Source organism: Pseudonocardia phyllosphaerae (assembly GCF_046546475.1).
Classification (GTDB): Bacteria; Actinomycetota; Actinomycetes; order Mycobacteriales; family Pseudonocardiaceae; genus Pseudonocardia; species Pseudonocardia phyllosphaerae.
On the sequence record NZ_JBKGXS010000005.1, the window covers coordinates 285,011 to 310,478 of the forward strand.

Here is a 25,468-nt window from a genome sequence, read left to right on the forward strand (position 1 = left end):
ATCGGTGAGCGTGTGACCCGGGGGCGAGCTGGTGCGGGTGGTCGTCGCCGCTCCGCGGTCGCGGATCAGGTCGGTGGGGCGACGGCCCCCGTGCCGCCGCCCCACCTGTGACACTCAGCTGCGCTCGGCGGCCTGCCAGTGCCGGGTGACCTCGATCGGCGTCCCGGAGGCTCCACCGGTCGTGGCCCCGGCGGCGGTGCCGAGCCGCTGCTCCCCGGTCGACGCCTCCGGGAGGGTGGCGGCGTCCGGGACGATGCGCCGGTCCAGGACCGCGGCCATCCGCTCGCGGTCCAGGCGTCCCTCCCAGTGCGCGACGACGAACGTCGCCATGCAGTTGCCGAGCAGGTTGGTGAACACCCGCATCGAGTCCATCAGCCGGTCCGCGCCCAGCAGCAGGGCGACCGCGGCGACCGGGAACGCGCCGACGGCGGCGGCGGTCGCCGACAGCGCGACGAACGCCGAGCCGGGCACCCCGGCCATGCCCTTCGAGCTGAGCATCAGGATGCCGACGATCGCGAGCTGGGTCCCGAGGTCGAGGTCGACGCCCACGGCCTGGGCCAGGAACATCATCGCCAGTGAGAGGTAGAGCGCGGCGCCGTCGAGGTTGAACGAGTACCCGGTCGGCACGACGAGCCCGACGACGGCACGGTCGCACCCGGCGTCGTCCAGCTTCCGGATGATGCGTGGCATCACCGCCTCCGACGAGCCGGTGCCGAGCGCCAGCATGAACTCCTCGCGGGCGTAGCGGAGGAACTTGATCATGCTCACGCCTGCGATCAGCCGCACCGCCACGGCGAGCAGCGCGATGAACACGACCGCGGCGCCGTAGGCGGCGAGCAGCAGCATCCCGAACGACGTCAGCGAGCTCGCCCCGTAGACGGCGACGGTGTGCGCCATGGCGCCGAACGCGCCGAGCGGCGCCAGGTACATGACGTAGCCGACGATCTTGAAGATGATCGACAGGGCCTGGTCGGTGAAGTCGAAGACCATCGGTGCCCGCTCGCGGCCGATCGCCGCCAGCGCGACCCCGAAGAGCACGGCGAACAGCAGGACCTGCAGCAGCTCGTTCTCGGCGAAGGCACCGACCACGCTCGTCGGGATGATGTCCATGACGAACTCGGTCCCGCTCGGCAGGTGCCCGCCCGCGGTCTTCTCGTCGAGCGCGGAGGTGTCGAGGGTCGCGGGGTTGATCCCCATCCCGGCTCCGGGCTGCACCAGGTTGCCGACGACCATGCCGAGCAGCAGCGCCACCGACGTGGCCGCGGTGAACCAGGCCAGTGCCTTGATCCCGATCGTGCCCAGCGACCGCATGTCGCCGACCTTGGCGATGCCGGTGACGACCACCAGGAAGATCAGCGGCGACACCAGCATCTTGATCAGCTTGATGAAGCCCTCGCCGATCGGGCCGAGCAGCGCGGCCACGCCCGGGAACAGCAGCCCGGTGAGGATCCCGAGCCCGATGCCGATCAGGACGAGTACGAACAGTGACGAGTACCAGGGCCGACGTCGTTGTCTGGCGGTCTCCTGCACGGGGCCCTCCTTGGCCGTCCGGCGGTGAATACGGTGATCTCCGCTGGATTTCACGATGCGGAGGAATAATTTCACGAGACGAGAGCAGTGAAGCGGGGTATCGGGCACACGTCAACCGGCGCAGAGCCGGGGATCGTCGGGCGCACGGGGGCGCCGGGGCCGACCGGGCGATCACCGCGAGGTCCGTGATCCGGTGCGGTGCAGGGCCTGCCGGGAGGTGGTGCACAGTGCGGCAGGGCCGGCTGTGATGTCGGGTCGTACCCGTTCGGCCGAGCAGGGGCGTGTGCCCCGTGTGCCGGACCGGCACTGGCATGATGTGTAGGTGAGGCTCTCCTACATCGCCGCGCCGCTCGCGGCCCTCCTGTTGCTCGCCGGGTGCGGCTCCGCCCCGGCTCCGTCCCCGGAACCGGCCGCGGCAGGCCCGGTCACCGCGCCGTCGTCGCTGCCCGAGGGGATGGGGAGCCGTGACGCCGACGGCGTCTTCCCGCGCACCGTCACCCACTTCGGCGGCACGACGACGATCCCGGCCGCCCCGCGCCGGATCGTGGCCGTCGCGACCGGACAGCTCGACGGGCTGCTCGCGCTGGATGTCATGCCGGTCGGTACGGCCCGGGCGTCCGGCGCCCAGCTGGTGCCCGCCTACCTCCCCGCCGCGTTCCCGCAGCGTGCCGCCGAGCTGGGCGCGCTCACCGACGTCGGCAGCCGCACCGCCCCGCAGCCCGAGTCGATCGCCGCGGCGAAGCCGGACCTGATCCTGGCCAACAAGGCGTCGTCGGAGAAGCTCTACCCGCAGCTCTCGGCGATCGCCCCGACCGTGCTCACCGAGGGCACCGGGGTGAACTGGAAGCAGGACCTGCTGCTGCTCGGCGCCGCACTCGGGCGGTCCGGTGCGGCCCAGGGCCTGATCGACGACGAGGTGCGCCGCGCCCAGGACCTGGGCCGGCGCGCCGGCCCGGTGACGGTGTCGCTGCTGCGCATCCAGCCCGACCGCGTCCGGATCTTCGGGGTGCCCTCGTTCGTCGGGTCCATCGCCGCCGACGCCGGCCTGCCGCGCCCGCCGAGCCAGCAGTTCGCGAAGACCTCCCGCGACATCGGCCCCGAGGAGCTCGCGCAGGCCGACGCGCAGTACCTGTTCTACGGCGAGCAGAAGGCGAAGCCCGGCGCGCCGCTGCCGGAGCTGCTGCGCACCGGGCTCGGCCCGTCGCTGCGGGCGGTCCGCGACAAGCACGCCGTCGCCGTCGACGACGACGTCTGGTACCTCAACGCCGGTCCGGTCGCAGCCCGCCGGGTGCTCGACGACATGGCGAAGGCCCTCCCCGGCGGGTGAGTTCGTGAGGTTTGCCATGCCTTCGTGGGCCGCATCGGGCCCCGGGAGCGGCGATACTCCGACCATGACCGACCCCACGAACGACGACGTTCTGGAGCCGCCGATCCCGGTGCTCACCTCGCCGTACGTCACCCCCGAGCGCGAGGCGCTGCAGAAGCAGGCGCGCGAGTTCGCGATGTCGCGGGTACTGCCGGTGGCCGACGAGCTCGACCCGCAGAAGGGCGAGATCCCGCGCGCGCTGCTCGACGAGATGGGCGAGCTCGGCTTCTTCGGGATCACCGTGCCGCGCGAGTACGGCGGGCTGGGGCTCGGCGCGTTCGAGTACTGCATGGTGGCCGAGGAGCTGGCCCGGGCGTGGATGAGCGTCGGGTCGATCATCGCCCGTGCGCAGGGCGCGGGGACGAACGTCGCGGACCCGGAGCGCCGGGCGGAGCTGCTGCGCCGCAGCGCCCGCGGTGAGTGGATCGGCGCGATCGCGCTGTCCGAGCCGGACGCGGGGTCGGACCTGGCCGCCGTCGAGACGCGGGCGGTGCGCGACGGCGACGACTACGTTCTCACCGGCCGTAAGCGCTGGACCGGCAACGCGAAGGCCGCCGACTTCATCCAGGTCCTCGTCCGCACCGACGACCCGGCACCGGGGGAGAAGCGTTCCGCGGGGCTCGCCACGGTCGTCGTCGAGAAGGAGCGCGACACCTTCCCCGACGGCCTGACCGGCACCCCGATCGACAAGATCGGCTACCACGGCTTCGTCACCTGGGAGCTCGAGTTCGACGGCCTGCGCGTCCCGGTCGCCAACCAGCTCGGCTCCGGTGGCGAGGGCTTCGCCGACGCCCAGGCGTGGCTGAACATCGCCCGCGTGCACACCGCGGCCCGCGCCGTCGGGCTGGCGCGGGCGGCGGTCGAGGACTGCATCCGTTACCTGCAGCAGCGCCGCCAGTTCGAGCACCCGATCGGTGACTTCCAGGCGGTGCGGTTCACCCTCGCGTCGATGGCGGCCCGGGTGGAGCAGGCGCGCAGCTTCTACCAGCACGTCGCGCACCGTCTGGACCAGGGCGAGTCGTGCGCCCGCGAGGCCGCGATGGCCAAGCTGATGGCGACCGAGATGGCCGCCGAGGTCACCGCGGACGGTATCCAGCTGCACGGCGGCAACGGCTACACCACCGAGCACCAGGTGGAACGGCACTGGCGCGACGCCCGCCTGACGACGATCTTCGAGGGCACCAGCGAGATCCAGAAGAAGATCATCGCGGACCGGCTGCTGCCACGGAGCCCGCTGGGCTGAGCGCCGGGCCGGGCAGCCATCCATGATCGGTACGACCGAGGGGATCGGTGCCACATCCGGCACCGGACCCCTCGGTCGGGCCGATCATGGTCTGTTCAAGCGGCGCGCTGCCGGTCCAGCTCGCCGTTGACCAGGGCCGCGGCGCCGCCGGCTCACTGGAAAGCGGCGCGGACGGCACCGAGGGCGTCGGACTCGTCGAGCCCGAGGCGCCGTGCCAGCTGCGCCAGCTCCCCGGCCTTGCGGTCGAGCTCGGCGCGGCCGCCGGTGGCCCGGTCGGTCAGGACGGCGCCCCGGCCGCGCCGCAGGTCGACCAGCCCCTCGTCGCGGAGCTGCTGGTAGCCGCGCAGCACGGTGTGCAGGTTGATCCCCAGCGCCGACGCGACCTCCCGGGCGGGCGGCAGCCGGTCCCCGGCGGTGGCGTGCCCGTCGGCGACGGCGCGCCGGACCGATACCGCCACCTGGTCGCCGAGCGGCACCGTCGACGACGGGTCGACCCGGATCAGCATGCGGGCGCCTCCCCGTGCCCGGCCCGGCGCCGGTCGAGCTCGGTGTTGACCAGTCCGGCGGCGGTCGCCGCGTCGGGCACGGTCACCAGGAACTCGCGGTCGCCGGTGAGGTCGAGCGCGAGCGCCTCGCCGCGGCGGGTGGCGCGGAAACCGAGCACCCTCGAGGTGTTCAGGACGCCGTAGTCGGTCCAGCGCAGCTGCGCCGGGTCGACGGTGACCGCGCGGGCCACCAGGATCTCCTCCGGTGCGGCGCCCGCGAGGCGGGTGCGCAGCCACGGCTGTTCGACGACGACACCGTCGGCGCCGATCCGTACCCGTGCGAACGCCTTCGTGGCGGCCCGGGCCGCGGCGCCGCTCATCAGGATCGCGACGACCAGGGTGGCGGGGGTGGTGGTCGCGGCGAGCCAGAACTCCAGCACGGCGGAGAGGACCAGCACGCCGGTGAGCAGCAGCGCCGGGTGGGAGGTCATCGAGCGAGACCAGAGCACCCGTTCGCCGTCGGCCAGCGGCAGGCGCGGAGCGTCCGCGGGCGGTGGTGTCGCGGCCGGCACGAACCGGTCGGGGCCCGCCAGGACCCGGCCGAGCCCGTAGCAGGCGAGTGCGGTGACGGGGAGCAGCACGGTGAGCCAGACTCCCGGCCACGGCAGCGACTGCGCGGCCGTCACCCAGAACATCACCGGCGGGAACGCCCAGCAGGAGGCGGCCCGGGAGCGGCGGTGCGTCGGGTTCGTGGCGACGGCCAGCGTCATCGCGGCCCCGAAGATCACCACCATCACCAGCCCGACGATCGTCGCCGTCGCAGCCTCGCGGTTGCCGATCGCCGCCCCGCTCACCACCAGGGTGACGACCGCGGCGACGATCCCTCCTGCTGCGGTCGCGGTCGTGCGGTCGATGCCGCGTCCGCGGGCCGGCCCGGTGCTCTGCGTGCTCATCTCGGAACCCCCTCGTCGTCCGGACTCGCTCCAACTTGTTTGCAATGTACTAGAACAAGTCGTCTGCTGCGACCGCCGAGCGCGATTCGGTGACCCCGTCACACGTACGACACACGACGGACATCGATCGGAAGTACGGCTCCGGAACGGTGTGTCCGGAATGCCGCTATCAGCGGCGTACGACGCGTGCGCCGGTGTTGCGTCGCAGGACGAATACGCAGGTTGCAGGACGGAGTCACGATGGGTCGAGGCGAGGTCGGTCGCACCGGTGCCCGGTTCGGGACGCCACGATCGCGGCACGCGCCGGACCCCGAGCACCCGCACGGCCCGCCCGAGCCACCGGCCGAACAATCAGGCGAACAAGGCGAACAAGTCGCCGACGAGACGGTGCTGCCGGAGGCCGACCCGGACGACGACGTCGTCGGGCTCACCGGCGCGCGCTTCGGCGGCCGGGCGGTCACGAAGCCGAAGCGCCCCTCCCGCAGGGAACGGGCCGCGCAGCGCGCCGCCGCGAGGGAGGCAGCGGGCTCCGCACCGGCCGGCACAGCACACGCCGACGCCGAACAGGGCGCGGCATCGGTCGCGACTGCCGCGTTCGGGGCCACCGCGGTCGGAACCGTCGTCGGACGCCCCAAGACAGCCGGCGCGGACGCCGACCCGGAGAACGACCCGGACACGGACCCGGACGCCGACACCGCCCCGATCCCGGCCGCACCTGCAGCCGTGCTCGACGACCCGGCCGACGAGCCGGTCGGCGACGAGCCGGTCGAGCAGCCGGCGTTCACCCCGGTCCGTCCGTACGTACTCACCGGCGGCCGCACCCGCGCCCGCACCGAGCTGCGTCTGGAGACCCTGGTCTCGACCGTCCCGGCCCGGGCGGCACGGCCCGAGGCGGGGGAGAAGGCGACCGTGCTGAGCCTGTGCCGCTCACCGCGCTCGGTGTCCGAGGTCGCGGCGCTGACCTCGGTCCCGCTCGGCGTCGCCCGGATCCTGATCGACGACCTCGCCGGCGAGGGCCGCCTGACCGTGCACGACGTCGTCGCCGACGACGGGCCGGACCTCGAGCTGATGGACCGGGTCCTCGCCGGGCTCCGCAGGCTCTGACCCGGCAGGCTCCGTACGGCCCGGTACCGCACAGCGGCGGACAGCGGCGGCGGACAGCGGCGGTGGACAGCACTGCGCGACTCCGGCACGCGCGCCAGGATGGGGTCATGACCGACGACCCCCGCCCGATCCGGATCGGGCTGCAGCTGCAGCCCCAGCACGCCGACTACGCCGACATCCGCCGCGCCGTCGCCGCCGCCGAGGAGGCCGGCGCCGACATCGTCTTCAACTGGGACCACTTCTTCCCGCTCTACGGCGAGCCCGACGGCAAGCACTTCGAGTGCTGGACGATGCTCGGCGCCTGGGCCGAGGCCACGTCGCGGGTCGAGATCGGTGCCCTGGTCACCTGCAACAGCTACCGCAACCCCGACCTGCTGGCCGACATGGCCCGCACCGTCGACCACATCTCCGACGGCCGGCTGATCCTCGGCATCGGCTCGGGCTGGTTCGAGCGCGACTACGACGAGTACGGCTACGAGTTCGGCACCGCGGGCAGCCGGCTGAACGCGCTCGGCGAGGCGTTGCCCCGCATCCGCGGCCGCTGGCACAAGCTCAACCCGCCGCCCACCCGCGACATCCCGGTGCTGATCGGCGGGGGCGGGGAGAAGAAGACGCTGCGCTACACCGCCGAGCACGCCACGATCTGGCACGGCTTCGGCGACGCCGAGACGATCACCCACAAGAACGCCGTGCTCGACGGGCACTGCCGCGACATCGGCCGCGACCCGGCCGAGATCGAGCGCTCCTGCGCGGTCGAGGGCGCCCCGGACGAGTACGGCCAGGGCCTCTACGACGCCGGCGTCCGGCTGTTCACCGTCGGCCAGGACGGCCCCGCCTTCGACCTGGGCCGGCTGCGCGACTGGATCGCCTGGCGCGACGAGCGCAACGCGGGCTGAGGCCGCAGTACGGGCCTGAGTCTCAGGAGTCCCGCAGGAACGGGTCCCGGATGAGCGCCGGGGCCCGGTCCGCGGTGACCGCGGGTGCGTAGTACCAGCCCTGCGCGTTCGTGCAGCCGTAGCCGCGCAGCCGCCGCGCCTGCTCCTCGGTCTCGACCGCCTCCGCGGTGACCTCCAGGTCCAGCGCCGAGGCCAGGCTGATCAGGGTGCGGAGGATGACGTCGTCGCGCTCGGCGGACCCGGCGACGAAGTGCCCGGCCAGCTTCAGCGACCGCACCGGCAGGTGGCGCAGGTAGGCCAGGTTCGAGTAGCCGGTGCCGAAGTCGTCGATGGCGATCCGCACGCCCATCCGGTCGAGCTCGCGCAGCGTCGCCGACGGCCGTCCCGTCCCGGTCATCAGGTCGCTCTCGGTCAGCTCGATCTGCAGCCGCTCGGCGGGCCAGTCGTGCCGGTCCAGCGTCGCCTTCACGTCGGCGACCAGGTCGGACTCGCTGATCTGGCGGGCGGCGACGTTCACGCTCATCAGTATCGGGTGGTCCGGGTCGGCGTCGGCCCACTCGCGGGCGCGCCGGCAGGCCTCGTCGAGCACCCGGCGGCCCAGCGGGACGACGAGCCCGGTCTCCTCGGCCACCGGGATGAACCGGTCCGGGCCGATCAGCTCGCCGTCGGGCCGCTGCCAGCGCACCAGCGCCTCGAACCCGACGGTCCGCTCGTCGGCCAGGCGCACCAGCGGCTGGTAGACGACCAGGAAGTCGTCGCGGCGCAGCGCCTCGGGCATCTGTGCGGACAGCTCGAAGCGGCGCACGTCGGAGCGGTGGCGCTCGCGGTCGTAGGAGGCGTAGCGGCCGCGGCCCTCGCGCTTGGCCGAGTACAGGGTGGTGTCCGCGGCGCGCATCATCTCGTCCGGGCACAGCTCGCCGTCGTGCCGGACGACGCCGACGCTGGCGGAGATCACGATGTCGCGGCCGTCGAGCCGCACCGGCTGCCGGACGGTGTCCAGCGCCCGCACGGCCACCGACTCCAGCGCGGCCCGGTCGGTGGTGTCCGGGACCAGGACCACGAACTCGTCGCCGCCCATCCGGGCCACCAGGTTGCCCTCCGGGCCGAGGTCGTCGCGCAGTCGCGCGCCCAGGACCTGCAGCAACCGGTCCCCGGCCTGGTGGCCGAGGGTGTCGTTGACGACCTTGAACCCGTCGAGGTCGAGGTAGCAGACGCCGGGGCGGTGGTCGCCGTCGTCGATCGCGGCCTGCAGCCGGTCGAAGAACAGCGACCGGTTCGGCAGCCCGGTCAGCGGGTCGTGCGAGGCCAGGTGCTCCAGGCGGCGCTGCTCGCGCAGCGAATCGGTGACATCGGTGATCACCGCCATCAACCGGGTGGCGTGCCCGGCGTCGTCCCGGGTGCCCTCGCGCAGTGCGGTGACCGTGGCGTCGATCCAGATCTCGGTGCCGTGGCCGGTGCGGATCGGGCGGACGACGCGCAGGCTGTCCAGCGACCCGTCGAGCAGCCGGTTGCGCTCCGCCCAGACCTCCGGGGCCTCCGCCGGCGGCACGAAGTCGGCGACGCTCATCCCGGCCAGCTCCCGGACGGAGTAACCGAGCAGCGCCGCACCGGTGGGGTTGGCCGCGAGCGCCGATCCATCCGGGTCGAACGTGAGCAGCCCGACACCGGCGGACTCGAAGGCGGCCGCGCGCATCGCGCCGGCCCCGTCCCGGGGACCGGCGACCACGGAGTCACCGTCACCAGGCGCCATGTCCCGTCCCCCGTTCACCCCGGTGGGGTATTCGCTTCCGACCGGCAGTCACGGTAGCCGAGCCGTCGCGCCCCCGTGGTTCCACCAGGAGTGCCGACCGATGGCGCGAACGAGTGAAATGATCATGGTCGGTCGGTGACGTCGGTGATCCATACGACCGGTTCGCCCGCTTCGTCCGACGCGGCGAGATCGACCTCGGCGGTGATGGCCCAGTCGCGGTCGCCCGCCGGGTCGTCGAACACCTGGCGCACCAGCCAGCGGTCGGACTCCTCGGTCAGGTCGAACAGCTCCGGGCCGCGCGCGTCCGGCCCGATCCCGATCCGGTCGTGGAGCTCGTAGTACGGCTCCAGCGCCGCCCGCCAGCGGTCGGCGGACCAGCCGTTGTCGGTGTCGAGCTCGGCCAGCTCCTGGTAGCGGCCCAGCGCCGCCAGCTCGACCCGGCGGAACATCGCGTTGCGCACCATGACCCGGAACGCGCGGCTGTTGCCGGTGACCCCGGCCGGCCCGGCCGCGACCTCCGCCCCGGGCGGGGTGACCTCGCCGTCGGCGGCGTCGGTGCCGTCGGAGCCCGCGGCGAGCTTCTCCCACTCGTCGAGCAGCGACGAGTCGGTCTGGCGGACCAGCTCGCCGAGCCACTCGATCAGGTCGGACAGCTCCTCGGTGCGCGCGTGCTCGGGCACGGTCTGGCGCAGCGCCCGGTAGGCGTCGGCCAGGTAGCGCAGCACCAGGCCCTCCGAACGGGCCAGCTGGTAGTGCGAGACGTACTCGGTGAACGTCATCGCGCGTTCCCACAGGTCCCGCACCACCGACTTCGGCGACAGGGCGGCGTCGGCGACCCACGGCGCACCCTGCCGGTAGGTCTCCAGTGCGGCGTGCAGCATCTCGTCGAGCGGGCGCGGGTAGGTGACCTCCTCGAGGCGCTCCATCCGCTCCTCGTACTCCATGCCCTCGGCCTTCATCGCCGCGATCGCCTCGCCGCGGGCCTTGTTCTGCTGCGCGGCCAGGATCTGGCGCGGGTCGTCGAGGGTGGACTCGATGACCGACAGCACGTCGAGGGCGTAGTCCGGGGACTCGGCGTCCAGCAGCTCGATGGCGGCCAGCGCGAACGGCGACAGTGGCTGGTTCAGTGCGAAGTCCAGCTGCAGCTCGTCGACGATGCGCACCCGCGGCCGCTCCGCCCCCTCGACGGCGTACTCCTCGACGACCCCGGAGGTACGCAGCGCCCGGTAGATCGCGATCGCGCGCAGCATGTGCCTGAGCTGCCGCTTGCGCGGCTCGTGGTTGTCGGTGAGCAGGTGCTCCATCGCCGCGTAGGTGTCCCCGCCGCGGGCGATCACGTTGAGCAGCATGGCGTGCGTGACCTCGAAGTTGCTGGTCAGCGCCTCGGGCCTGGCCTCCTGCAGCTTCTCGAACGAGGCCTGCGACCACCCGACGAAGCCCTCCGGGGGCTGCTTGCGCTGCACCTTGCGACGCTTCTTCGGGTCGTCCCCGGCCTTGGCGAGGGCCTTGGCGTTCTCGATCTCGTGCTCGGGTGCCTCGGCGACGACGGTCCCGACGGTGTCGTACCCGGCCCGGCCCGCGCGCCCGGCGATCTGGTGGAACTCGCGCGCCTTGAGCGGGCGCACGCGGCGGCCGTCGTACTTGGACAGGGCGGTGAACAGCACCGTGCGGATCGGAACGTTGATCCCGACGCCGAGGGTGTCGGTCCCGCAGATGACCTTCAGCAGCCCGGCCTGGGCGAGGGTCTCCACCAGCCGCCGGTAGCGGGGCAGCATCCCGGCGTGGTGCACGCCGATGCCGTGACGGACCAGCCGGGACAGCGTGCGCCCGAACCCGGAGGTGAACCGGAAACCGCCGATGATCTCGGCGATCGCGGCCTTCTCCTCCTTGGTGGTGACGTTGACGCTCATCAGCGCCTGCGCCCGCTCCACCGCGGCCTGCTGGGTGAAGTGCACGACGTAGACCGGCGCCTCGCGGGTCTCGAGCAGCTCGGTGATCGTCTCGTGCAGCGGCTCGAGGACGTAGCGGAAGTGCAGCGGCACCGGCCGCTCCACCGAGGTGATCTCCGCGGTCTCCCGCCCGGTGCGCCGGGTCAGGTCGTCGCGGAAGAACGACGTGTCGCCCAGCGTAGCGCTCATCAGCAGGAACTGCGCCTGCGGCAGCTCGACGATCGGGACCTGCCACGCCCAGCCGCGCGAGGGGTCGGCGTAGAAGTGGAACTCGTCCATCACCACGAGGCCGACGTCGGCGCCGGACCCGGTGCGCAACGCCAGGTTCGCCAGGATCTCCGCGGTGCAGCAGATGATCGGGGCCTTCTCGTTGACCGCGGCGTCGCCGGTGAGCATGCCGACGTTGTCCGCGCCGAACGTCTCGCACAGCGCGAAGAACTTCTCGCTGACCAGCGCCTTGATCGGCGCGGTGTAGAAGCTGCGCTCGCCACGGGCCATCGCCGCCGCATGCGCACCCGTCGCGACCAGGGACTTCCCGGACCCGGTGGGGGTGGAGAGGATGACGTTGGCGCCGGTGACCAGCTCCAGCATCGCCTCCTCCTGCGCCGGGTAGAGCGAGACGCCCCGCTCGTCGAACGCCCAGTCGGCGAAGGTCTCGACCAGGTCGGCGGGGTCGGCGTCGGGGTTGCGCGGGAGCCGGTCGGTCAGCGTCGTCGTGGCAGGCATGGTGGGGCCATTGTGCCCGTCACCCGTGGTGGCCGTGCCCGGCTCCCACCGTGGCGTCGGCGCCCGTCGTCGCAGGCCCGGCTACGGTGTCACCCGTGGCGGGGGGATCCGGTACGACGATGCCGGAGCTCGTGCCGCCCATGCTCCCCGCGGCCGGCGAGCTGTCCGACGCCGCCGACCCGGAGCGCTGGGCGGTCGAGTTCGGCTGGAACGGGCACCGCTGCGTCGCCTACGCCGAACCCGGCCGGAAGCTGCGGCTGCTGTCGTCGACCGCGCGCAGCGTCGCCGCGTCGTTCCCGGAGCTGCACGAGCTGACCGGCAAGGCGCCGCCCGGCGGAATGGTGCTCGACGGCGTCGTCGTCGCCCTGGACGAGGCGGGCCGCCCGTCGCGCGGGCCGCTGCTGCGCCGCACCGCCACCCTAACCCCGGACGACGCGCTGCGCGCCGAGGTCCCGGTCGGCTACGTCGTCACCGACCTGCTGTGGTCCGGCGGGCAGCGGGTGCTGGAGCTGCCCTACCGGCGCCGCCGGGCGCTGCTCGAGCAGCTGGACCTGGGCGGGGCGTCGATCCTGGTGCCGCCGTCGTTCGGGCTGGACGAGGCCGACCTGGTCGCGCGCACCGCGGAGAAGTTCGGTCTCGACGAGCTGAACCTCAAGCGGCTCGACGTGCCCTACCAGCCCGGACGCCGCACCCGGAACTGGCTGCGGGTGCCGCTGCGCCGACGCCGGCAGGTGCTCGTCGCCGGGTATCTGCCGGCTTACGGCCCGGCCCGCGCCGGTGGCGGCGACCGGATCTCCGCGGTGCTGCTGGCGCTGCCCGCGGTCGAGACCGCCGACGGCGGCGCCGGGCATCCGGGCGAGCTGCGCTACGTCGGCCGGGTGGGTGTCGGCGCCGCGGACGCCGACGCCCGCACCGTCGTCGCCGCGCCTGCCTCGCGGACCGCGCCCGCCGACGTCCCGGACGGGATCGCCGCCGACGCCGTGTGGCTGCAGCCGGGCCTGGTCGCCGCCGTCGAGCACCGGGGACGGACCGCCACCGGGCGCCTCGCGCTGCCGTCCTGGCGCGGGCTGGTGGCCCCCGACGAGCGCGACGAGGACCTGCTGGACGCCATGACCGCCGCCCGGCGGCTGCGCGCGGGCTCGGCGGGTGCCCGGCCGGGTGCGTCGGGAGGGGCTGCATCGGGAGGGTCGCGGGACGGCGCACCGGGGCGCGACGGTGCCGGCCGCCCCGGGGGAACCGGGTCCGCTGCGTCCGCGGGCGGCGCGGGGATCACCCATCCCGGCTCCGGCGTCCCCGACCCCGACCGCCCCGACCCCGACCGCACCGACCGGGAGATCACCGCGGGCGAGGGATCCGGTGCCACATCCGGCACTGAAAACCTCGCGGACGCCGATCATGGCGGGACCCGACCCGGCGGTGCCGACCACGACCCGGCCGACCCGGTGATCGACGGTTCGCCGGGGTCCGGTGCCACATCCGGCACCGATGACCGGCAGACCGACGATCACGGGGCCACGGCGGACCGTTCCACCGACGCGCTGTCCTGGCACGACTCGCTGTCCCGGCGCCTGGAGCAGCACTTCGTCTACAACACCCTCAACACCATCGCCTCGCTGGTGCGCACGGACCCGCCGCGCGCCCGGGAGCTCCTGCTGGGCTTCGCCGACCTGTCCCGGGCCGCCGACCGGGCCGGGGAGGACGCGATCCGGCTCGACGAGGAGCTGGCCGCGGTGTCGGCGTACCTGCAGATCGAGCGGACCCGGTTCGGCGCCCGGCTGGACACCACCGTCGACGACCCGCGGGCCGCCGGTGTCGACCCCGGGACGCGGGTGCTGCCGCTGTCGGTGCTCGCCGCGGTGCGCCGGGCGGTCCAGGAACGCATCGAGCCCGAGCCCGGCGGGGGAGCGGTCCACGTGCGGGTCGGCTCCGGCTCCTGCACCGTGGAGACGACGCTGCACACGGCGACGAACGACCCGGTCGCGGCCACCGCGGTGCCGCTCGCCGCGCCCGGGGCGTGAACGGTGCGGAACAGCCGCGTGACACACCTGCGCCCGGGGGCGACGGTCGCCCTCGGCTACCAATAGGGTGCGCGCCATGCTGGGGCTCCCTGACGGCACGCGTCTGTGCCTGTTCGACCTGGACGGTGTCCTGACCGACACCGCGAGCGTGCACGCCGCCGCCTGGAAACAGATGTTCGACGAGTTCCTGCGTTCGCGGGACGGCGACGGGTTCACCCCGTTCGACGTGTCCGCCGACTACGGCGCCTACGTCGACGGCCGCCCGCGGCTCGAGGGGACCCGCCAGTTCCTGGCCTCCCGCGGCATCGAGCTGCCCGAGGGCACGCCGGACGACCCGGGCGCCGCGGAGACCCTCTGGGGCCTGTCGACCCGCAAGAACGACCTCGTCCAGCTCAAGATCACTCAGGGCGTCGACGTCTACCCGGGCTCGCGCCGCTACCTGGAGGCGGTCAAGGACGCCGGGCTGGCCACCGCCGTCGTGTCCTCCAGCGCGAACGCCGAGATGATCCTGCGCGTCACCGGGCTGGAGGAGTTCATCGACCACCGCGTCGACGGCGTCACCGCCCGCGAGCGCGGCCTGCCGGGCAAACCCGCCCCGGACACCTTCGTCGCGGCCACCGAGGACCTGGGCGTGGACCGCGCCGCCGCCGTCGTCTTCGAGGACGCCCTCGCCGGGGTCGAGGCCGGCCACGCGGGGGGCTTCGGCGCCGTCGTCGGCGTCGACCGACTGGACCAGGCGGAGGCGTTGCGCGAGCGCGGCGCCACCGTCGTCGTCACCGATCTCGCCGACCTGCTGGAGCGCACGTGAAGCCCGAGCACCTGCCCACCTTCACCGTCGAGCCGTGGGTCGTGCGCGAACCCCGTCTCGACCTGGACGCGATGGGCCAGACCGAGTCGGTGTTCGCCCTGTCGAACGGGCACATCGGCCTGCGCGGCAACCTCGACGAGGGCGAGCCGCACGTCCTGCCCGGCACCTACCTGAACTCGTTCTACGAGGTCCGCCCGCTGCCCTACGCCGAGGGCGGCTACGGCTTCCCCGAGTCCGGGCAGTCGATCATCAACGTCACCAACGGCAAGCTCATCCGGCTGCTGGTCGACGACGAGCCGTTCGACCTGCGCTACGGCACCCTGGGCCGTCACGAGCGCGTGCTGGACATGCGCAGCGGCACCCTGCAGCGCGACGTCGAGTGGGAGTCCCCGGCCGGGCGCGCGGTGAAGGTCCGCTCCACGCGGATGGTGTCGCTGACCCAGCGGGCGATCGCCGCGATCTGCTACGAGGTCGAGGTCGTCCACGCCGGCGACGACGACAACGGCGACGGCGCCCTGCTCGTCCTGCAGTCCGAGCTGGTCGCCAACGAGCAGCTGCCCGGCCGCAACCCGGACGACCCGCGCCTGGAGACCGCGCTGGACAACGTCCTGGAGCCCGAGCAGTCCCGTGCCGGCGACTCCGGGGCCACCCTGGTGCACCGCACCCGCCAGTCCGGGCTGCGCTGCGCCGCGGCCATGGAGCACGAGGTCTTCGGGCCGGACGGCTTCGAGGTGTCCACCGACGCGAACGAGGACCTGGCCCGCACCACGATCATCGCCCGGGTCAAGCCCGGCGAGACGCTCAAGGTCATCAAGTACCTGGCCTACGGCTGGTCCTCGCGGCGCAGCCTGCCCGCGGTCTACGACCAGGTCCGCGCCGCGATCGCCGCCGCCCGCTACACCGGCTGGGACGGCCTGGTCGCCCAGCAGCAGGAGTACCTCGACGACTTCTGGGCCACCGCCGACGTCGAGATCGACGGCGACGCCGAGCTGCAGCAGGCGGTCCGGCTCGCCACGTTCCACGTGCTGCAGGCCGGTGCCCGCGCCGAGCGCCGCTGCATCCCGGCCAAGGGCCTGACCGCCGACGGCTACGACGGTCACACCTTCTGGGACACCGAGACGTTCTGCCTGCAGGTGCTGTCGTTCCTGGCGCCCGACGCCGCAGCCGACGCGCTGGCCTGGCGGAAGTCGATCCTGCCCAATGCGTTCGCCCGCGCCGAGACCCTCGGGCTCAAGGGCGCGGCGTTCCCGTGGCGCACCATCCGCGGCGACGAGTGCTCGGGCTACTGGCCGGCGGGCACCGCGGCGTTCCACATCAACGCCGACATCGCCGACGCGGTGAAGCGGCACGTCGCCGCCACCGGTGACACCGACTTCGAGCTCGAGGTCGGCCTGGAGCTGCTGGTCGCGACGGCGCGGCTGTGGCGCTCGCTGGGCAACCACGACTCGGCGGGCAACTTCCGCATCGACGGCGTGACCGGCCCGGACGAGTACTCCGCGATCGCGGACAACAACGTCTACACCAACCTGATGGCGCAGCAGAACCTGCGCTACGCGGCCGAGGTCGCCGCCAAGCACCCGCGCGCGGCGGGCCGGCTCGGCGTCGACTCGGAGGAGGTCGCGTCCTGGCGCGACGCCGCCACCGCGATGCTGATCCCCTACGACGAGCGGCTGCGCGTGCACCCGCAGTCCGAGGGCTTCACCGACCACCAGCGGTGGGACTTCGAGCACACCCCGGCGGAGAACTACCCGCTGCTGCTCAACTACCCCTACTTCGAGCTGTACCGCACCCAGGTGGTGAAACAGGCGGATCTGGTGCTGGCCATGCAGATCCGCCCGGACGCGTTCACCGACGACCAGATGCGCCGCAACTTCGCCTACTACGAGGGCATCACGGTGCGGGACTCGTCGCTGTCGGCGTGCACACAGTCGGTGATGGCCGCGCGGACCGGGCACCTCGACCTGGCCTACCAGTACCTGGCCGAGGCCGCGCTGGTCGACATGCACGACCTGGCAGGCAACACCGACCACGGCATGCACATCGCGTCGATGGCGGGCACCTGGGCGGCGGTGACCCTGGGCTTCGGCGGCATGCGCTGTGAGCTCGACGGGCTGTCGTTCGCGCCGGGGCTGCCGTCGTCGCTGTCGCGCATCGCGTTCGGGCTCAAGTGGCAGGGCCGCCGGATCCGGGTGTCGATCACGCCGGACGAGGTCGAGTACCAGTTGCTCGACGGCGCCCCGATGCGGTTCCGCCACCACGGCGAGCCGATCGCGCTCGACGACGAGCAGCCGGTCACCGTGGCGATCCCGCCGCAGGAGTGGGTGGAGCCGGTCGAGCAGCCCTACGGGCGGGCGCCCCGCTCCCGCGGCTGAGCGGAGGGGCCGGGCACGGGTCTCGGGTACGGGCGGGGCCGCGGCGCCGCTGGTACGTTGGTACGTCGCGTCGCCGGACGGAGGGTAGGTCCGGCCGGTCCCGGACGGCCGGGGACGCGTACGTGCTCGTCACTCGGTGGAGGATCCCCGCACCGTGCCCGAACCCATTTCCGCTCCCGCCGGGGACGACCCCGAGCTGACCGCCGAGAAGGCCTACGTCGGCATGCTCTACGAGCTGCTCGAGGACCGTCGCAAGGACACCTCGCGGCGGCTCGCGGACACCCTGCGCGACGAGACCGTCGGTACCCCGCAGGCGATCACCCAGCGGGACGCGGCCGCGGCGCTGCTGGCCGACCGGCTCGCCGCGCTGCGGGCCGCCGAGCACGGCCTGGCGTTCGGCCGCCTCGACACCGACGACGGCGAGACCCGCTACGTCGGCCGGATCGGGCTGCTCGACGAGCAGAACGAGTACGAGCCGCTGCTGATGGACTGGCGCGCGCCCGCGGCGCGGCCGTTCTACACCGCGACCGCGGCGAACCCGGAGGGCATGCGCCGCCGGCGGCACCTGCGGACCCGGCTGCGCGAGGTCGTCGCGATCGACGACGAGCCGCTCAACCTCGCCGAGATGACCGAGGAGGAGGCGGCCCGCTCCAGCACCGGGCTGACCAGCGAGGCGGCGCTGCTGTCCGCGGTGTCCGAGGCGCGCACCGGGCGGATGGGCGACATCGTCGCGACGATCCAGGGCGAGCAGGACCGGATCATCCGGTCCAAGCCGTCCGGGGTGCTGGTCGTGCAGGGCGGCCCGGGTACCGGCAAGACCGCGGTCGCGCTGCACCGCGCGGCGTACCTGCTCTACACCCACCGCGACCGGCTGGCCCGGCGCGGCGTGCTCGTCGTCGGGCCGAACCCGACGTTCCTGCGCTACATCGGCCAGGTCCTGCCGTCGCTGGGGGAGACCTCGGTGGTGCTGGGGACGGTCGCGCAGCTCTACCCGGGCCTCGACGCGCGCCGCACGGAGGACCCGGCCGCCGCCGCGCTCAAGGGCAGCGCGGAGATGGCCCCGGTCGTCGCCGCGGCGGTGCGGGACCGCCAGCAGGTGCCGCGGCAGCCGATCGAGCTGGAGGTCGAGCAGCAGCTCGTCGTGCTGGACAAGGACACCGTGTCCCAGGCCCGGACCCGGGCCCGGCGCTCCCGCAAACCGCACAACGAGGCCCGGCGGATCTTCCGCAAGGAGCTGCTGCGGCTGCTGGCCGAGCAGGTCGCCCAGCGCGTCGGGCAGGGGCTGCTGGACCGGCGCGACGTCGACGACATCCGCGACGAGCTCGGCTCGGCACCCGCGCTGGCCGAGCACCTGGAGAGCTTCTGGCCGACGCTGTCACCGGAGCAGCTGCTCACCGACCTGTTCGCCGACCGCAAGCGGCTCAACCAGGTGGCCCGCCGCATCCCGGCCGAGCAGCGGGCGCTGCTGGAGCGCCCCGCTCCCGGCGACGACGTGCCCTACGACCAGCGCTGGACCGCGGCCGACGTCGCGCTGCTCGACGAGGCCGCGGAGCTGCTCGGCGACGACGGCTCCGCCCAGGCCGCGGCCGAGGCCGCCGCGCTGCGTGAGGAGGTCGAGTACGCCCAGGGCGTGCTCGACGTCCTGGACCTGGAGGAGGACCTCGATCCGGAGCTGCTGCGCGCCACCGACATCATCGACGCGGACCGGCTCGCCGAGCGCATGCAGGTCTCCCGCTACGACTCCACCGCCGAGCGCGCCGCCGCCGACCGCGAGTGGACCTACGGCCACGTCATCGTCGACGAGGCGCAGGAGCTGTCCGCGATGGCTTGGCGGATGCTGATGCGCCGGGCGCCCACCCGGTCGATGACGCTGGTCGGGGACATCGCGCAGACCGGTGACCGCGGCGGTGCGGGCTCCTGGGACGAGGTGCTGTCGCCGTTCGTGGCGCGCCGCTGGCGGCTGGAGCAGCTGACCGTGAACTACCGGACGCCGTCGGAGATCGCCGACGTCGCCGACGACGTGCTCGCCGAGATCGACGCGTCGCTGGAGCCGCCGTCGTCGGTGCGCTCCACCGGGGTGCCGCCGTGGGCGGCGCCGCTGCCGGACGTGCCGGGCACCCCTGCCGCCGACGCCGAGCTGGCCCGCCGGGCCGCCGCCGAGCGCGACGCCGTCGCCCGCACCGGGCTCGACGCCGTGGAGGGCACCGGGCGGACCGCGGTGCTCGCTCCGTCGGCCCGGGTCGGTGCCGTGCGCGACGCGCTGGTCGCGGCCGGGGTGGTCGCCGACGGCGCCGACCCCGAGGACCTGGACGCCCCCGTCGTCGTGCTGCCGGTGACGGCGGCGAAGGGCCTGGAGTTCGACGCCGTGCTGGTCGTCGAGCCGCAGGAGATGCTCGACGAGTCCCCGCGCGGGCTCAACGACCTCTATGTCGCGATCACCCGCGCCACCCAGCGGCTCGGCGTGCTCAGCTCCACCGAGCTGCCGCCGGTGCTGAAGCGGATCGGCCGGGACGGCTAGGACCCGCCGGCCGGGATCGGGGTGTCTGCCAGCGGGATGCCGTCCTCCAGGCGGGAGTAGACGGAGTCGAGGGCGTCGATGTAGGCGATCCCGTCGCGCTCGGCCATGCGCTGTGCGGCGAGCCGCCCGCCGACGAGGACCCCGCAGAACACCACCAGCTCCGGGTCGTCGGGGGAGCGGCCGAGCCAGTGCGCCAGCGGCTCGGCCAGCCCGGCGACGGTGTAGTGCCGTCCCGCCGCGGTGGCGAGCTCGGGCACCGTGCGGCCCAGCTCCATCCGCACCTCCTCCAGCTCGCGTGCCTCGTCGGACAGCGAGGAGAACGCCTCGTGCACCCCGCGGCGCAGCGCCGTCAGCAGCGGGGTGCCGGGCGGCTGCGCGGCGATCGCCTCGGCCATCAGCGGGTCCACCTCGTCGTGCAGCAGGACCTGCTCCTTGGTGGCGAAGTACCGGAAGAACGTGCTGCGCGAGACCTCCGCCGCGGCTGCGATGTCGTCGACCGTGGTGGCCTCCCAGCCCCGGTCCCGGAACAGCCGCAACGCGTGCCGCTGCAGGTCGGCGCGGGTGCGGGCCTTCTTGCGCTCGCGCAGGCCCGGGTTCCGGGCGGGCGCCTGTCCGTTTCCGCTCACGTCGTCCAGTGTTGCACACCTGGTAGCAAAAGATACTCGATCCGAACTGGTACTCAGTCTCAGAATCGGGTGTAGCGTGGTCCGCATGACGACGACACAGGTGATCGTGGTGGGTGCCGGCCCGACCGGGCTGGCGACGGCGGGCGAGCTGGCCCGGCAGGGAGTGGCGGTGACCGTCCTCGACGGCGCAGCCGGTCCCGCGGCCGGTTCGCGAGGAAAGGGGATCCAGCCCCGCACCCTGGAGCTGCTCGACCGGTGGGGGGTGGCCGACCGGCTCGTCTCGCTGGGCCGGTCCCGGTTGCGGGTGATGCGGTGGACCACCGACGACGACGGCGAGCCCGTCGGCGTCGAGGAGAGCCTCACGGTGGGGCGCACCCGGACCGACGCGCGCTGGGACCGCAGCCTGGTCCTGCCGCAGTGGCGGGTCGAGGAGGTGCTGCGCGACCACCTCGCCGGGTTCGGTGTGCCGGTCCGCTGGGACTCGCGGGTCGCGTCGCTGAGCCAGGACACCGCGGGCGTGCGGGTGGTGCTCGACGACGGCACCGAGCTGACCGCGGACTACCTCGTCGGGGCCGACGGCGGATCCAGCACCGTGCGCCACCAGCTCGGGGTGTCGTTCCTGGGGGAGACCCGCGAGGACGTGCGGCTGCTGCTCGGCGACCTCGTCGTCGAGGGCCTGGAGCGGGACAGCTGGCACCAGTGGGCGCCGTTCGTGGCACTGTGCCCGCTGGCCGGGACCGACACGTTCCAGTTCCAGTCCACCGAGGGCGTCGACATCCCGGGGCCGCTGACCCCCGAGGTCTACCAGCAGGTGCTCGACGACGCCGGTGCCGGGCACGTCCGGGTCCGCGAGGTCCGCTGGAGCTCGCGGTGGCGGCTCAACGTCCGCATGGTCGAGCAGTACCGGGTGGGGCGGGTGTTCCTCGCCGGCGACGCCGCGCACGTCCACTCGCCCGCCGGCGGACAGGGCATGAACACCGGCATCGGCGACGGCATCAACCTCGGCTGGAAGCTCGCCGCGGTGCTGCACGGGGCGCCGGAGTCGTTGCTGGACAGCTACACCGCCGAGCGGCTGCCGATCGCTGCCGGGGTGCTGGGGCTCTCGACCGAGCTGCTGGGCCGCGGCCTGACCCGGCGCGGCGCCCAGGGCGAGACGGCGTTACAGCTGGATCTGTCCTACCGCGACGGCCCGCTCGCCGCGGCCCCGGACGACGGGGTGGGGTGCGATGGTGCGGAGACCGGTGACGTGGAGGCCGGTGGTCCGCCGGCGAGCGGTGCGCGGGCCGGGGATGTGCAGGCCGGGGACCGCATGCCCGACCCCGTCGTGCGCGACGCCGACGGCCGCCGCATCCGCCTGACGGCGGCCTGGCGGTCGGCGGACACCGGGTGGGCGCTCGTCGGCTTCGGCAGCACCCCGGACGCACCCGCCGGGGTGCGGGCGGTGACCGTGCTGCCGCCGGGATCCGCCGCCACCGGTGCGGACACGGTCGTCGACCACCTCGGGCACGTCGCCGACGCCATCGCCCCGCGCACCGGTGAGCTGGTGCTGGTCCGCCCGGACAACTACGTCGCCCTGCGGACCACCGACCCGGCGCGGGTCACCGCGTACCTGGCCGGGGTGCTGCCGCCCGCCCCGGGCTGCGGTGCTGTTGATCAGCACGCGAACGCCGCGGTGGCTGAATGACCGTGATGATCGACGTCTGCGAGGGATCCGGTGCCACATCCGGCACCGGATCCCTCGGTCGCGACGATCATGCGCTCAGCGCGGGCCCCGCCCGGTAGAGATCCCGCAGCAGCGCGATCTCCGCGCCGTGGTGGATGACCTCGCGGTGGATGTGCAGCACCAGCGTCGCCAACGGCGCCTCGGCGTACGGCCCCTCGGCGGGACCGCAGGGCCGGGCGAGGCCGTCGGCGCCCAGCGCGGTGACGCCGTCGAGCCAGCGGTCGTACTGCTCGTCGAGCTGGGCGAGGGCCTCGCCGGCCGTGCCGGGGTAGCGGTACGAGAAGTAGTCGATCTCCGGGCCGCCGAAGTGGGCGTGCACCCGCATCCCGAACACCCCGACGACGAGGTGCGCGATCCGCCAGGCGATCGTCGTCACCGGCGGCGGCTCGGGCTGCGGGAACGCGAAGTCGATGACGAAGTCCCCGGCCCCGGCGCCCGGCGGGGTCACCGACTGCCCGCGCGGCCGGACGCTCCACATCCCGGGCACCGGCTCCCAGAGGTACTCCTCGTCGGTGAGGCCGTCGAGCCGGTCGCGCAGCTGCTGGTCCCAGTGGAAGACGAGCTGGTCGCGGAGCTCGGCGTTCCAGTCGATCTCGGTGCTCGTGGTGGACATGGCGGGAACGCTACGAGCCCATGCGGACAGCTGCGGTCCGTGAGTTCAGCCGACCCGCCGGACCTTCGCAGGGCCCGTGTCGCGGTAGGTGCGGGCCGCGTCGACCAGCGCCGTCGCGATCCGCAGGTCGTCCGGGCTGCGCTCGGGATGCGACTGCACACCCAGCACCCAGGCCGGCCCGGCGTACTCGACGGCCTCGATCACGTCCCCGGCGCGCGCGGTGGCCCGCAGCCCCTCGCCGAGCCGGTCGATCGCCTGGTGGTGGTGGCAGCGCACCGCCACCGGGCCGTCGCCGAGCAGCCGGGCGAACAACGACCCCGGCTCCGGGGACACCGTCACGGGCGCGTAGACGCCCTGCCCGGCGGAGTGCTCGGCCGCGACCTGCTCCCCGACGGTGTCGGGCAGGTGCTGGTGCAGCGTCCCGCCGAGCGCCACGTTGAGCATCTGGTGCCCGCGGCACACCCCGAGCACCGGGATCCCGCGCTCCAGCGCGCGGCGCAGCACCGCGAGGTCCGCGGCGTCCCGCTCGACGCGCGGGGCGTCGTCGTGGGTGCCCGCGGCGGCGCCGTAGCGGTCGGCGCCGATGTCCGGACCGCCGGTCACGAGCAGCCCGTCGCAGCGCTGCACGGCGTCCGCGGCGGACGCGGTCGGCGGCAGCAGCACCGGCACCCCGCCGGCCGCGGACACCATGTCCACGTAGCCGCGCGGCAGCAGCACCGTCTCCTCGTCCTCGACGACCCAGTAGGTGGCGCGTTCGGTGTAGGACGTCAGCCCGATCAGCGGCCCGCTCACGACGCGCTCTCCTGCAGCACCGCGATGACCTGGTCGCCGTAGCGGTTGAGCTTGCCCTCGCCGATCCCGGAGATCGTGCCGAGCTCGCCGCGGTCGGCCGGCGCCCGTGACGCGATCTCGCGCAGCGTCGCGTCGTGGAAGATCACGTAGGCGGGCACGCCCTGCTCCTTCGCCGCCGCGGCCCGCCACGACCGCAGCCGCTCGAACACCGGCGCCGCGGCCGCGGACAGCTCCACCTGCGGCTTCGACGACCCGCCGGACCTGCTCCGCGACGACGACCGGGCCGCCCGCTCGGGCTCGGTGCGCAGCATCAGCGTCTCCTCGCCGCGCATCGCCTGCATCGAGGCGTCGGTGAACCGCAGCGTCGAGTACGGCCCGCCGACGGCGAGCAGTCCGCGCGCGACGAGCTGGCGCAGCACGCTGCGCCACTGCGGCTCGGTCAGGTCGGTGCCGACGCCGAACACGCTGAGCTGGTCGTGCCGGTTCTGCTCGATCTTCTGGGTGCGCTTCCCCAGCAGGATGTCGATCACCTGGCCGGCGCCGAACTCCTGGTTGCGCTCCTTCTTGAGCCGGAAGACCGTGGACAGGACCTTCTGCGCGGCCACGGTCCCGTCCCACGACGACACCGGGGTCAGGCAGGTGTCGCAGTTCCCGCAGCGCGATGCCGGGTACTGCTGGCCGAAGTAGCGCAGCAGCTGCACGCGGCGGCACTCGGTGGTCTCGCAGAGCGCGAGCATCGCGTCGAGGTGCTGCCCGAGGCGGCGCTTGTGCGCGGCGTCGCCCTCGGAGTCGTCGATCATCTTGCGCTGCTGCACGACGTCCGGGAGCCCGTAGGCCAGCCACGCCGTCGACGGCTCCCCGTCGCGGCCCGCGCGGCCGGTCTCCTGGTAGTAGCCCTCGACGGACTTCGGCAGGTCCAGGTGCGCGACGAACCGGACGTCGGGCTTGTCGATGCCCATCCCGAACGCGATCGTCGCGACCATCACCAGCCCGTCCTCGCGCAGGAACCTGGCCTGGTTGCGCTGCCGGACCGCCGCGTCGAGCCCCGCGTGGTACGGCAGCGCGGCGACACCCTGCGCGGACAGGAACTCCGCGGTCTGCTCGACGGACTTGCGGGACAGGCAGTAGACGATGCCTGCGTCGCCGGGGTGCTCGGTGCGCAGCAGGTCCAGCAGCTGCTTGCGCGGCTCGTTCTTCGGCACGATCCGGTACTGGATGTTCGGCCGGTCGAAGCTCGACACGAACTGGCGTGCGTCGGTGAGCTGCAGCCGCTGCGCGATCTCGGCGCGGGTGGCCTCGGTCGCCGTCGCGGTCAGCGCGATCCGCGGGACGGCCGGCCAGCGCTGGTGCAGCTCGGAGAGCAGCAGGTAATCGGGCCGGAAGTCGTGCCCCCACTGCGCGACACAGTGCGCCTCGTCGATCGCGAACAGCGCGATCGTGCCGCGCTCGAGCAGCGAGACGGTGGCGGCGACCTTGAGCCGCTCCGGCGCCAGGTAGAGCAGGTCCAGCTCCCCGGCGAGGAACTGCTGCTCGACCAGGCGGCGCTCGTCGGGGTCCTGGGTGGAGTTGAGGAACCCCGCGCGGACGCCGAGGGCGCGCAACGCGTCGACCTGGTCCTGCATCAGCGCGATCAGCGGCGAGACGACGACGCCGACGCCGTCGCGGGCCAGCGCCGGGACCTGGTAGCACAACGACTTGCCGCCACCGGTCGGCATCAGGACCAGCGCGTCGCCGCCCGCGACGACGGTCTCGACGATCTCCTGCTGGTCCCCGCGGAAGCTGTCGTAGCCGAAGACGCGGCGCAGGATCTCCTGCGGGTCCGAGCTGCGGAACCGCTCGGCGACCGGCTCCGGCGGTGCCTCCGGTTCCGCACCCGGTCCGGGTCCGGGGCCCCAGGGGTCGTCCGGCGGGGGCTCGAAGCCGTACTCGTCGTCCGGCTCGGGAGGGAGCGGGATCTCGTCCGGGGCGACCACGTCCCGATCGTACGAGCCCCGGT

General features: G+C 73.6%; 18 protein-coding genes. 9 read left to right on the forward strand and 9 right to left on the reverse strand.

Going from position 1 to position 25,468, the window contains the following annotated elements; translation table 11 throughout:
- Nucleotides 1-114: 114 nt before the first annotated feature.
- On the reverse strand, nucleotides 115-1,530 hold the full coding sequence (locus tag ACLE50_RS13365) for a cation:dicarboxylate symporter family transporter (protein ID WP_410943828.1): 1,416 nt from the start codon (nucleotides 1,528-1,530) through the stop codon (nucleotides 115-117).
- A gap of 322 nt (nucleotides 1,531-1,852) precedes the next feature.
- Here ACLE50_RS13365 and ACLE50_RS13370 point away from each other — a divergent pair, with 322 nt between their 5' ends.
- Nucleotides 1,853-2,857, forward strand: a complete 1,005-nt coding sequence (locus ACLE50_RS13370; protein WP_410943829.1) for an ABC transporter substrate-binding protein — start codon at nucleotides 1,853-1,855, stop codon at nucleotides 2,855-2,857.
- 64 nt (nucleotides 2,858-2,921) lie between these two features.
- Nucleotides 2,922-4,139, forward strand: a complete 1,218-nt coding sequence (locus tag ACLE50_RS13375) for an acyl-CoA dehydrogenase family protein (RefSeq protein ID WP_410943830.1) — start codon at nucleotides 2,922-2,924, stop codon at nucleotides 4,137-4,139.
- A 152-nt stretch (nucleotides 4,140-4,291) separates the two neighbouring features.
- Here the strand turns inward: ACLE50_RS13375 and ACLE50_RS13380 are convergent, their stop codons facing one another.
- Both ACLE50_RS13380 and ACLE50_RS13385 read right to left on the reverse strand, forming a co-directional pair.
- A complete protein-coding gene (locus tag ACLE50_RS13380) occupies nucleotides 4,292-4,645 on the reverse strand; it encodes a GntR family transcriptional regulator (RefSeq protein ID WP_410943831.1) in 354 nt (117 codons plus the stop codon).
- Nucleotides 4,639-5,577, reverse strand: a complete 939-nt coding sequence (locus ACLE50_RS13385) for a hypothetical protein (protein ID WP_410943832.1) — start codon at nucleotides 5,575-5,577, stop codon at nucleotides 4,639-4,641. The genes ACLE50_RS13380 and ACLE50_RS13385 overlap by 7 nt, the downstream gene beginning before the upstream one ends.
- 240 nt (nucleotides 5,578-5,817) lie before the next feature.
- Here ACLE50_RS13385 and ACLE50_RS13390 point away from each other — a divergent pair, with 240 nt between their 5' ends.
- Both ACLE50_RS13390 and ACLE50_RS13395 read left to right on the forward strand, forming a co-directional pair.
- Nucleotides 5,818-6,681, forward strand: a complete 864-nt coding sequence (locus tag ACLE50_RS13390; protein WP_410943833.1) for a DUF742 domain-containing protein — start codon at nucleotides 5,818-5,820, stop codon at nucleotides 6,679-6,681.
- Nucleotides 6,682-6,788: 107 nt separating this feature from the next.
- Nucleotides 6,789-7,577, forward strand: coding sequence for an LLM class F420-dependent oxidoreductase (locus ACLE50_RS13395; RefSeq protein ID WP_410943834.1), 789 nt, complete (start codon nucleotides 6,789-6,791; stop codon nucleotides 7,575-7,577).
- A 22-nt stretch (nucleotides 7,578-7,599) separates the two neighbouring features.
- Here ACLE50_RS13395 and ACLE50_RS13400 read toward each other — a convergent pair whose 3' ends face one another.
- Both ACLE50_RS13400 and ACLE50_RS13405 read right to left on the reverse strand, forming a co-directional pair.
- Nucleotides 7,600-9,303 carry a putative bifunctional diguanylate cyclase/phosphodiesterase gene (locus ACLE50_RS13400; RefSeq protein ID WP_410943835.1) on the reverse strand — a complete coding sequence of 568 codons (1,704 nt, stop codon included), beginning with the start codon at nucleotides 9,301-9,303 and terminating at the stop codon, nucleotides 7,600-7,602.
- A gap of 146 nt (nucleotides 9,304-9,449) precedes the next feature.
- Nucleotides 9,450-12,002, reverse strand: a complete 2,553-nt coding sequence (locus ACLE50_RS13405) for a DEAD/DEAH box helicase (protein ID WP_410943836.1) — start codon at nucleotides 12,000-12,002, stop codon at nucleotides 9,450-9,452.
- Between the two features lie 95 nt (nucleotides 12,003-12,097).
- Here ACLE50_RS13405 and ACLE50_RS13410 point away from each other — a divergent pair, with 95 nt between their 5' ends.
- The 4 genes from ACLE50_RS13410 to ACLE50_RS13425 all read left to right on the forward strand — a co-directional run bounded on the left by ACLE50_RS13410 (nucleotide 12,098) and on the right by ACLE50_RS13425 (nucleotide 19,718).
- Nucleotides 12,098-14,020 carry a histidine kinase gene (locus ACLE50_RS13410; protein WP_410943837.1) on the forward strand — a complete coding sequence of 641 codons (1,923 nt, stop codon included), beginning with the start codon at nucleotides 12,098-12,100 and terminating at the stop codon, nucleotides 14,018-14,020.
- A gap of 76 nt (nucleotides 14,021-14,096) precedes the next feature.
- Complete coding sequence (locus ACLE50_RS13415) at nucleotides 14,097-14,828, forward strand: beta-phosphoglucomutase family hydrolase (RefSeq protein WP_410943838.1); 732 nt, start codon at nucleotides 14,097-14,099, stop codon at nucleotides 14,826-14,828.
- Nucleotides 14,825-17,200: a glycoside hydrolase family 65 protein gene (locus tag ACLE50_RS13420; protein ID WP_410943839.1), complete on the forward strand. Its 2,376-nt coding sequence runs from the start codon at nucleotides 14,825-14,827 to the stop codon at nucleotides 17,198-17,200. Before ACLE50_RS13415 ends, ACLE50_RS13420 begins: the two co-directional genes overlap by 4 nt.
- Before the next feature lie 223 nt (nucleotides 17,201-17,423).
- Nucleotides 17,424-19,718, forward strand: coding sequence for a HelD family protein (locus tag ACLE50_RS13425; RefSeq protein ID WP_410943898.1), 2,295 nt, complete (start codon nucleotides 17,424-17,426; stop codon nucleotides 19,716-19,718).
- Here ACLE50_RS13425 and ACLE50_RS13430 read toward each other — a convergent pair.
- On the reverse strand, nucleotides 19,715-20,344 hold the full coding sequence (locus ACLE50_RS13430) for a TetR family transcriptional regulator (protein WP_410943840.1): 630 nt from the start codon (nucleotides 20,342-20,344) through the stop codon (nucleotides 19,715-19,717). The two genes, ACLE50_RS13425 and ACLE50_RS13430, sit on opposite strands and share 4 nt — an antisense overlap.
- A gap of 85 nt (nucleotides 20,345-20,429) precedes the next feature.
- Between ACLE50_RS13430 and ACLE50_RS13435 the strand changes: the two genes are divergently transcribed.
- Complete coding sequence (locus ACLE50_RS13435; protein WP_410943841.1) at nucleotides 20,430-22,028, forward strand: FAD-dependent monooxygenase; 1,599 nt, start codon at nucleotides 20,430-20,432, stop codon at nucleotides 22,026-22,028.
- A 67-nt stretch (nucleotides 22,029-22,095) separates the two neighbouring features.
- On the opposite strand, the gene ACLE50_RS13440 is transcribed toward ACLE50_RS13435, so the two are convergent.
- From ACLE50_RS13440 to recQ, 3 genes are read right to left on the reverse strand one after another with little or no spacing between them, the layout of a single operon-like run.
- Complete coding sequence (locus tag ACLE50_RS13440; RefSeq protein ID WP_410943842.1) at nucleotides 22,096-22,680, reverse strand: DinB family protein; 585 nt, start codon at nucleotides 22,678-22,680, stop codon at nucleotides 22,096-22,098.
- Nucleotides 22,681-22,725: 45 nt separating this feature from the next.
- Nucleotides 22,726-23,472 (reverse strand): gamma-glutamyl-gamma-aminobutyrate hydrolase family protein, encoded by a 747-nt coding sequence (locus ACLE50_RS13445; protein WP_410943843.1) that lies wholly within the window; start codon nucleotides 23,470-23,472, stop codon nucleotides 22,726-22,728.
- Complete coding sequence (gene recQ / locus ACLE50_RS13450; RefSeq protein ID WP_410943899.1) at nucleotides 23,469-25,280, reverse strand: DNA helicase RecQ; 1,812 nt, start codon at nucleotides 25,278-25,280, stop codon at nucleotides 23,469-23,471. The genes ACLE50_RS13445 and recQ overlap by 4 nt, the downstream gene beginning before the upstream one ends.
- Between the last annotated feature and the right edge of the window lie 188 nt (nucleotides 25,281-25,468).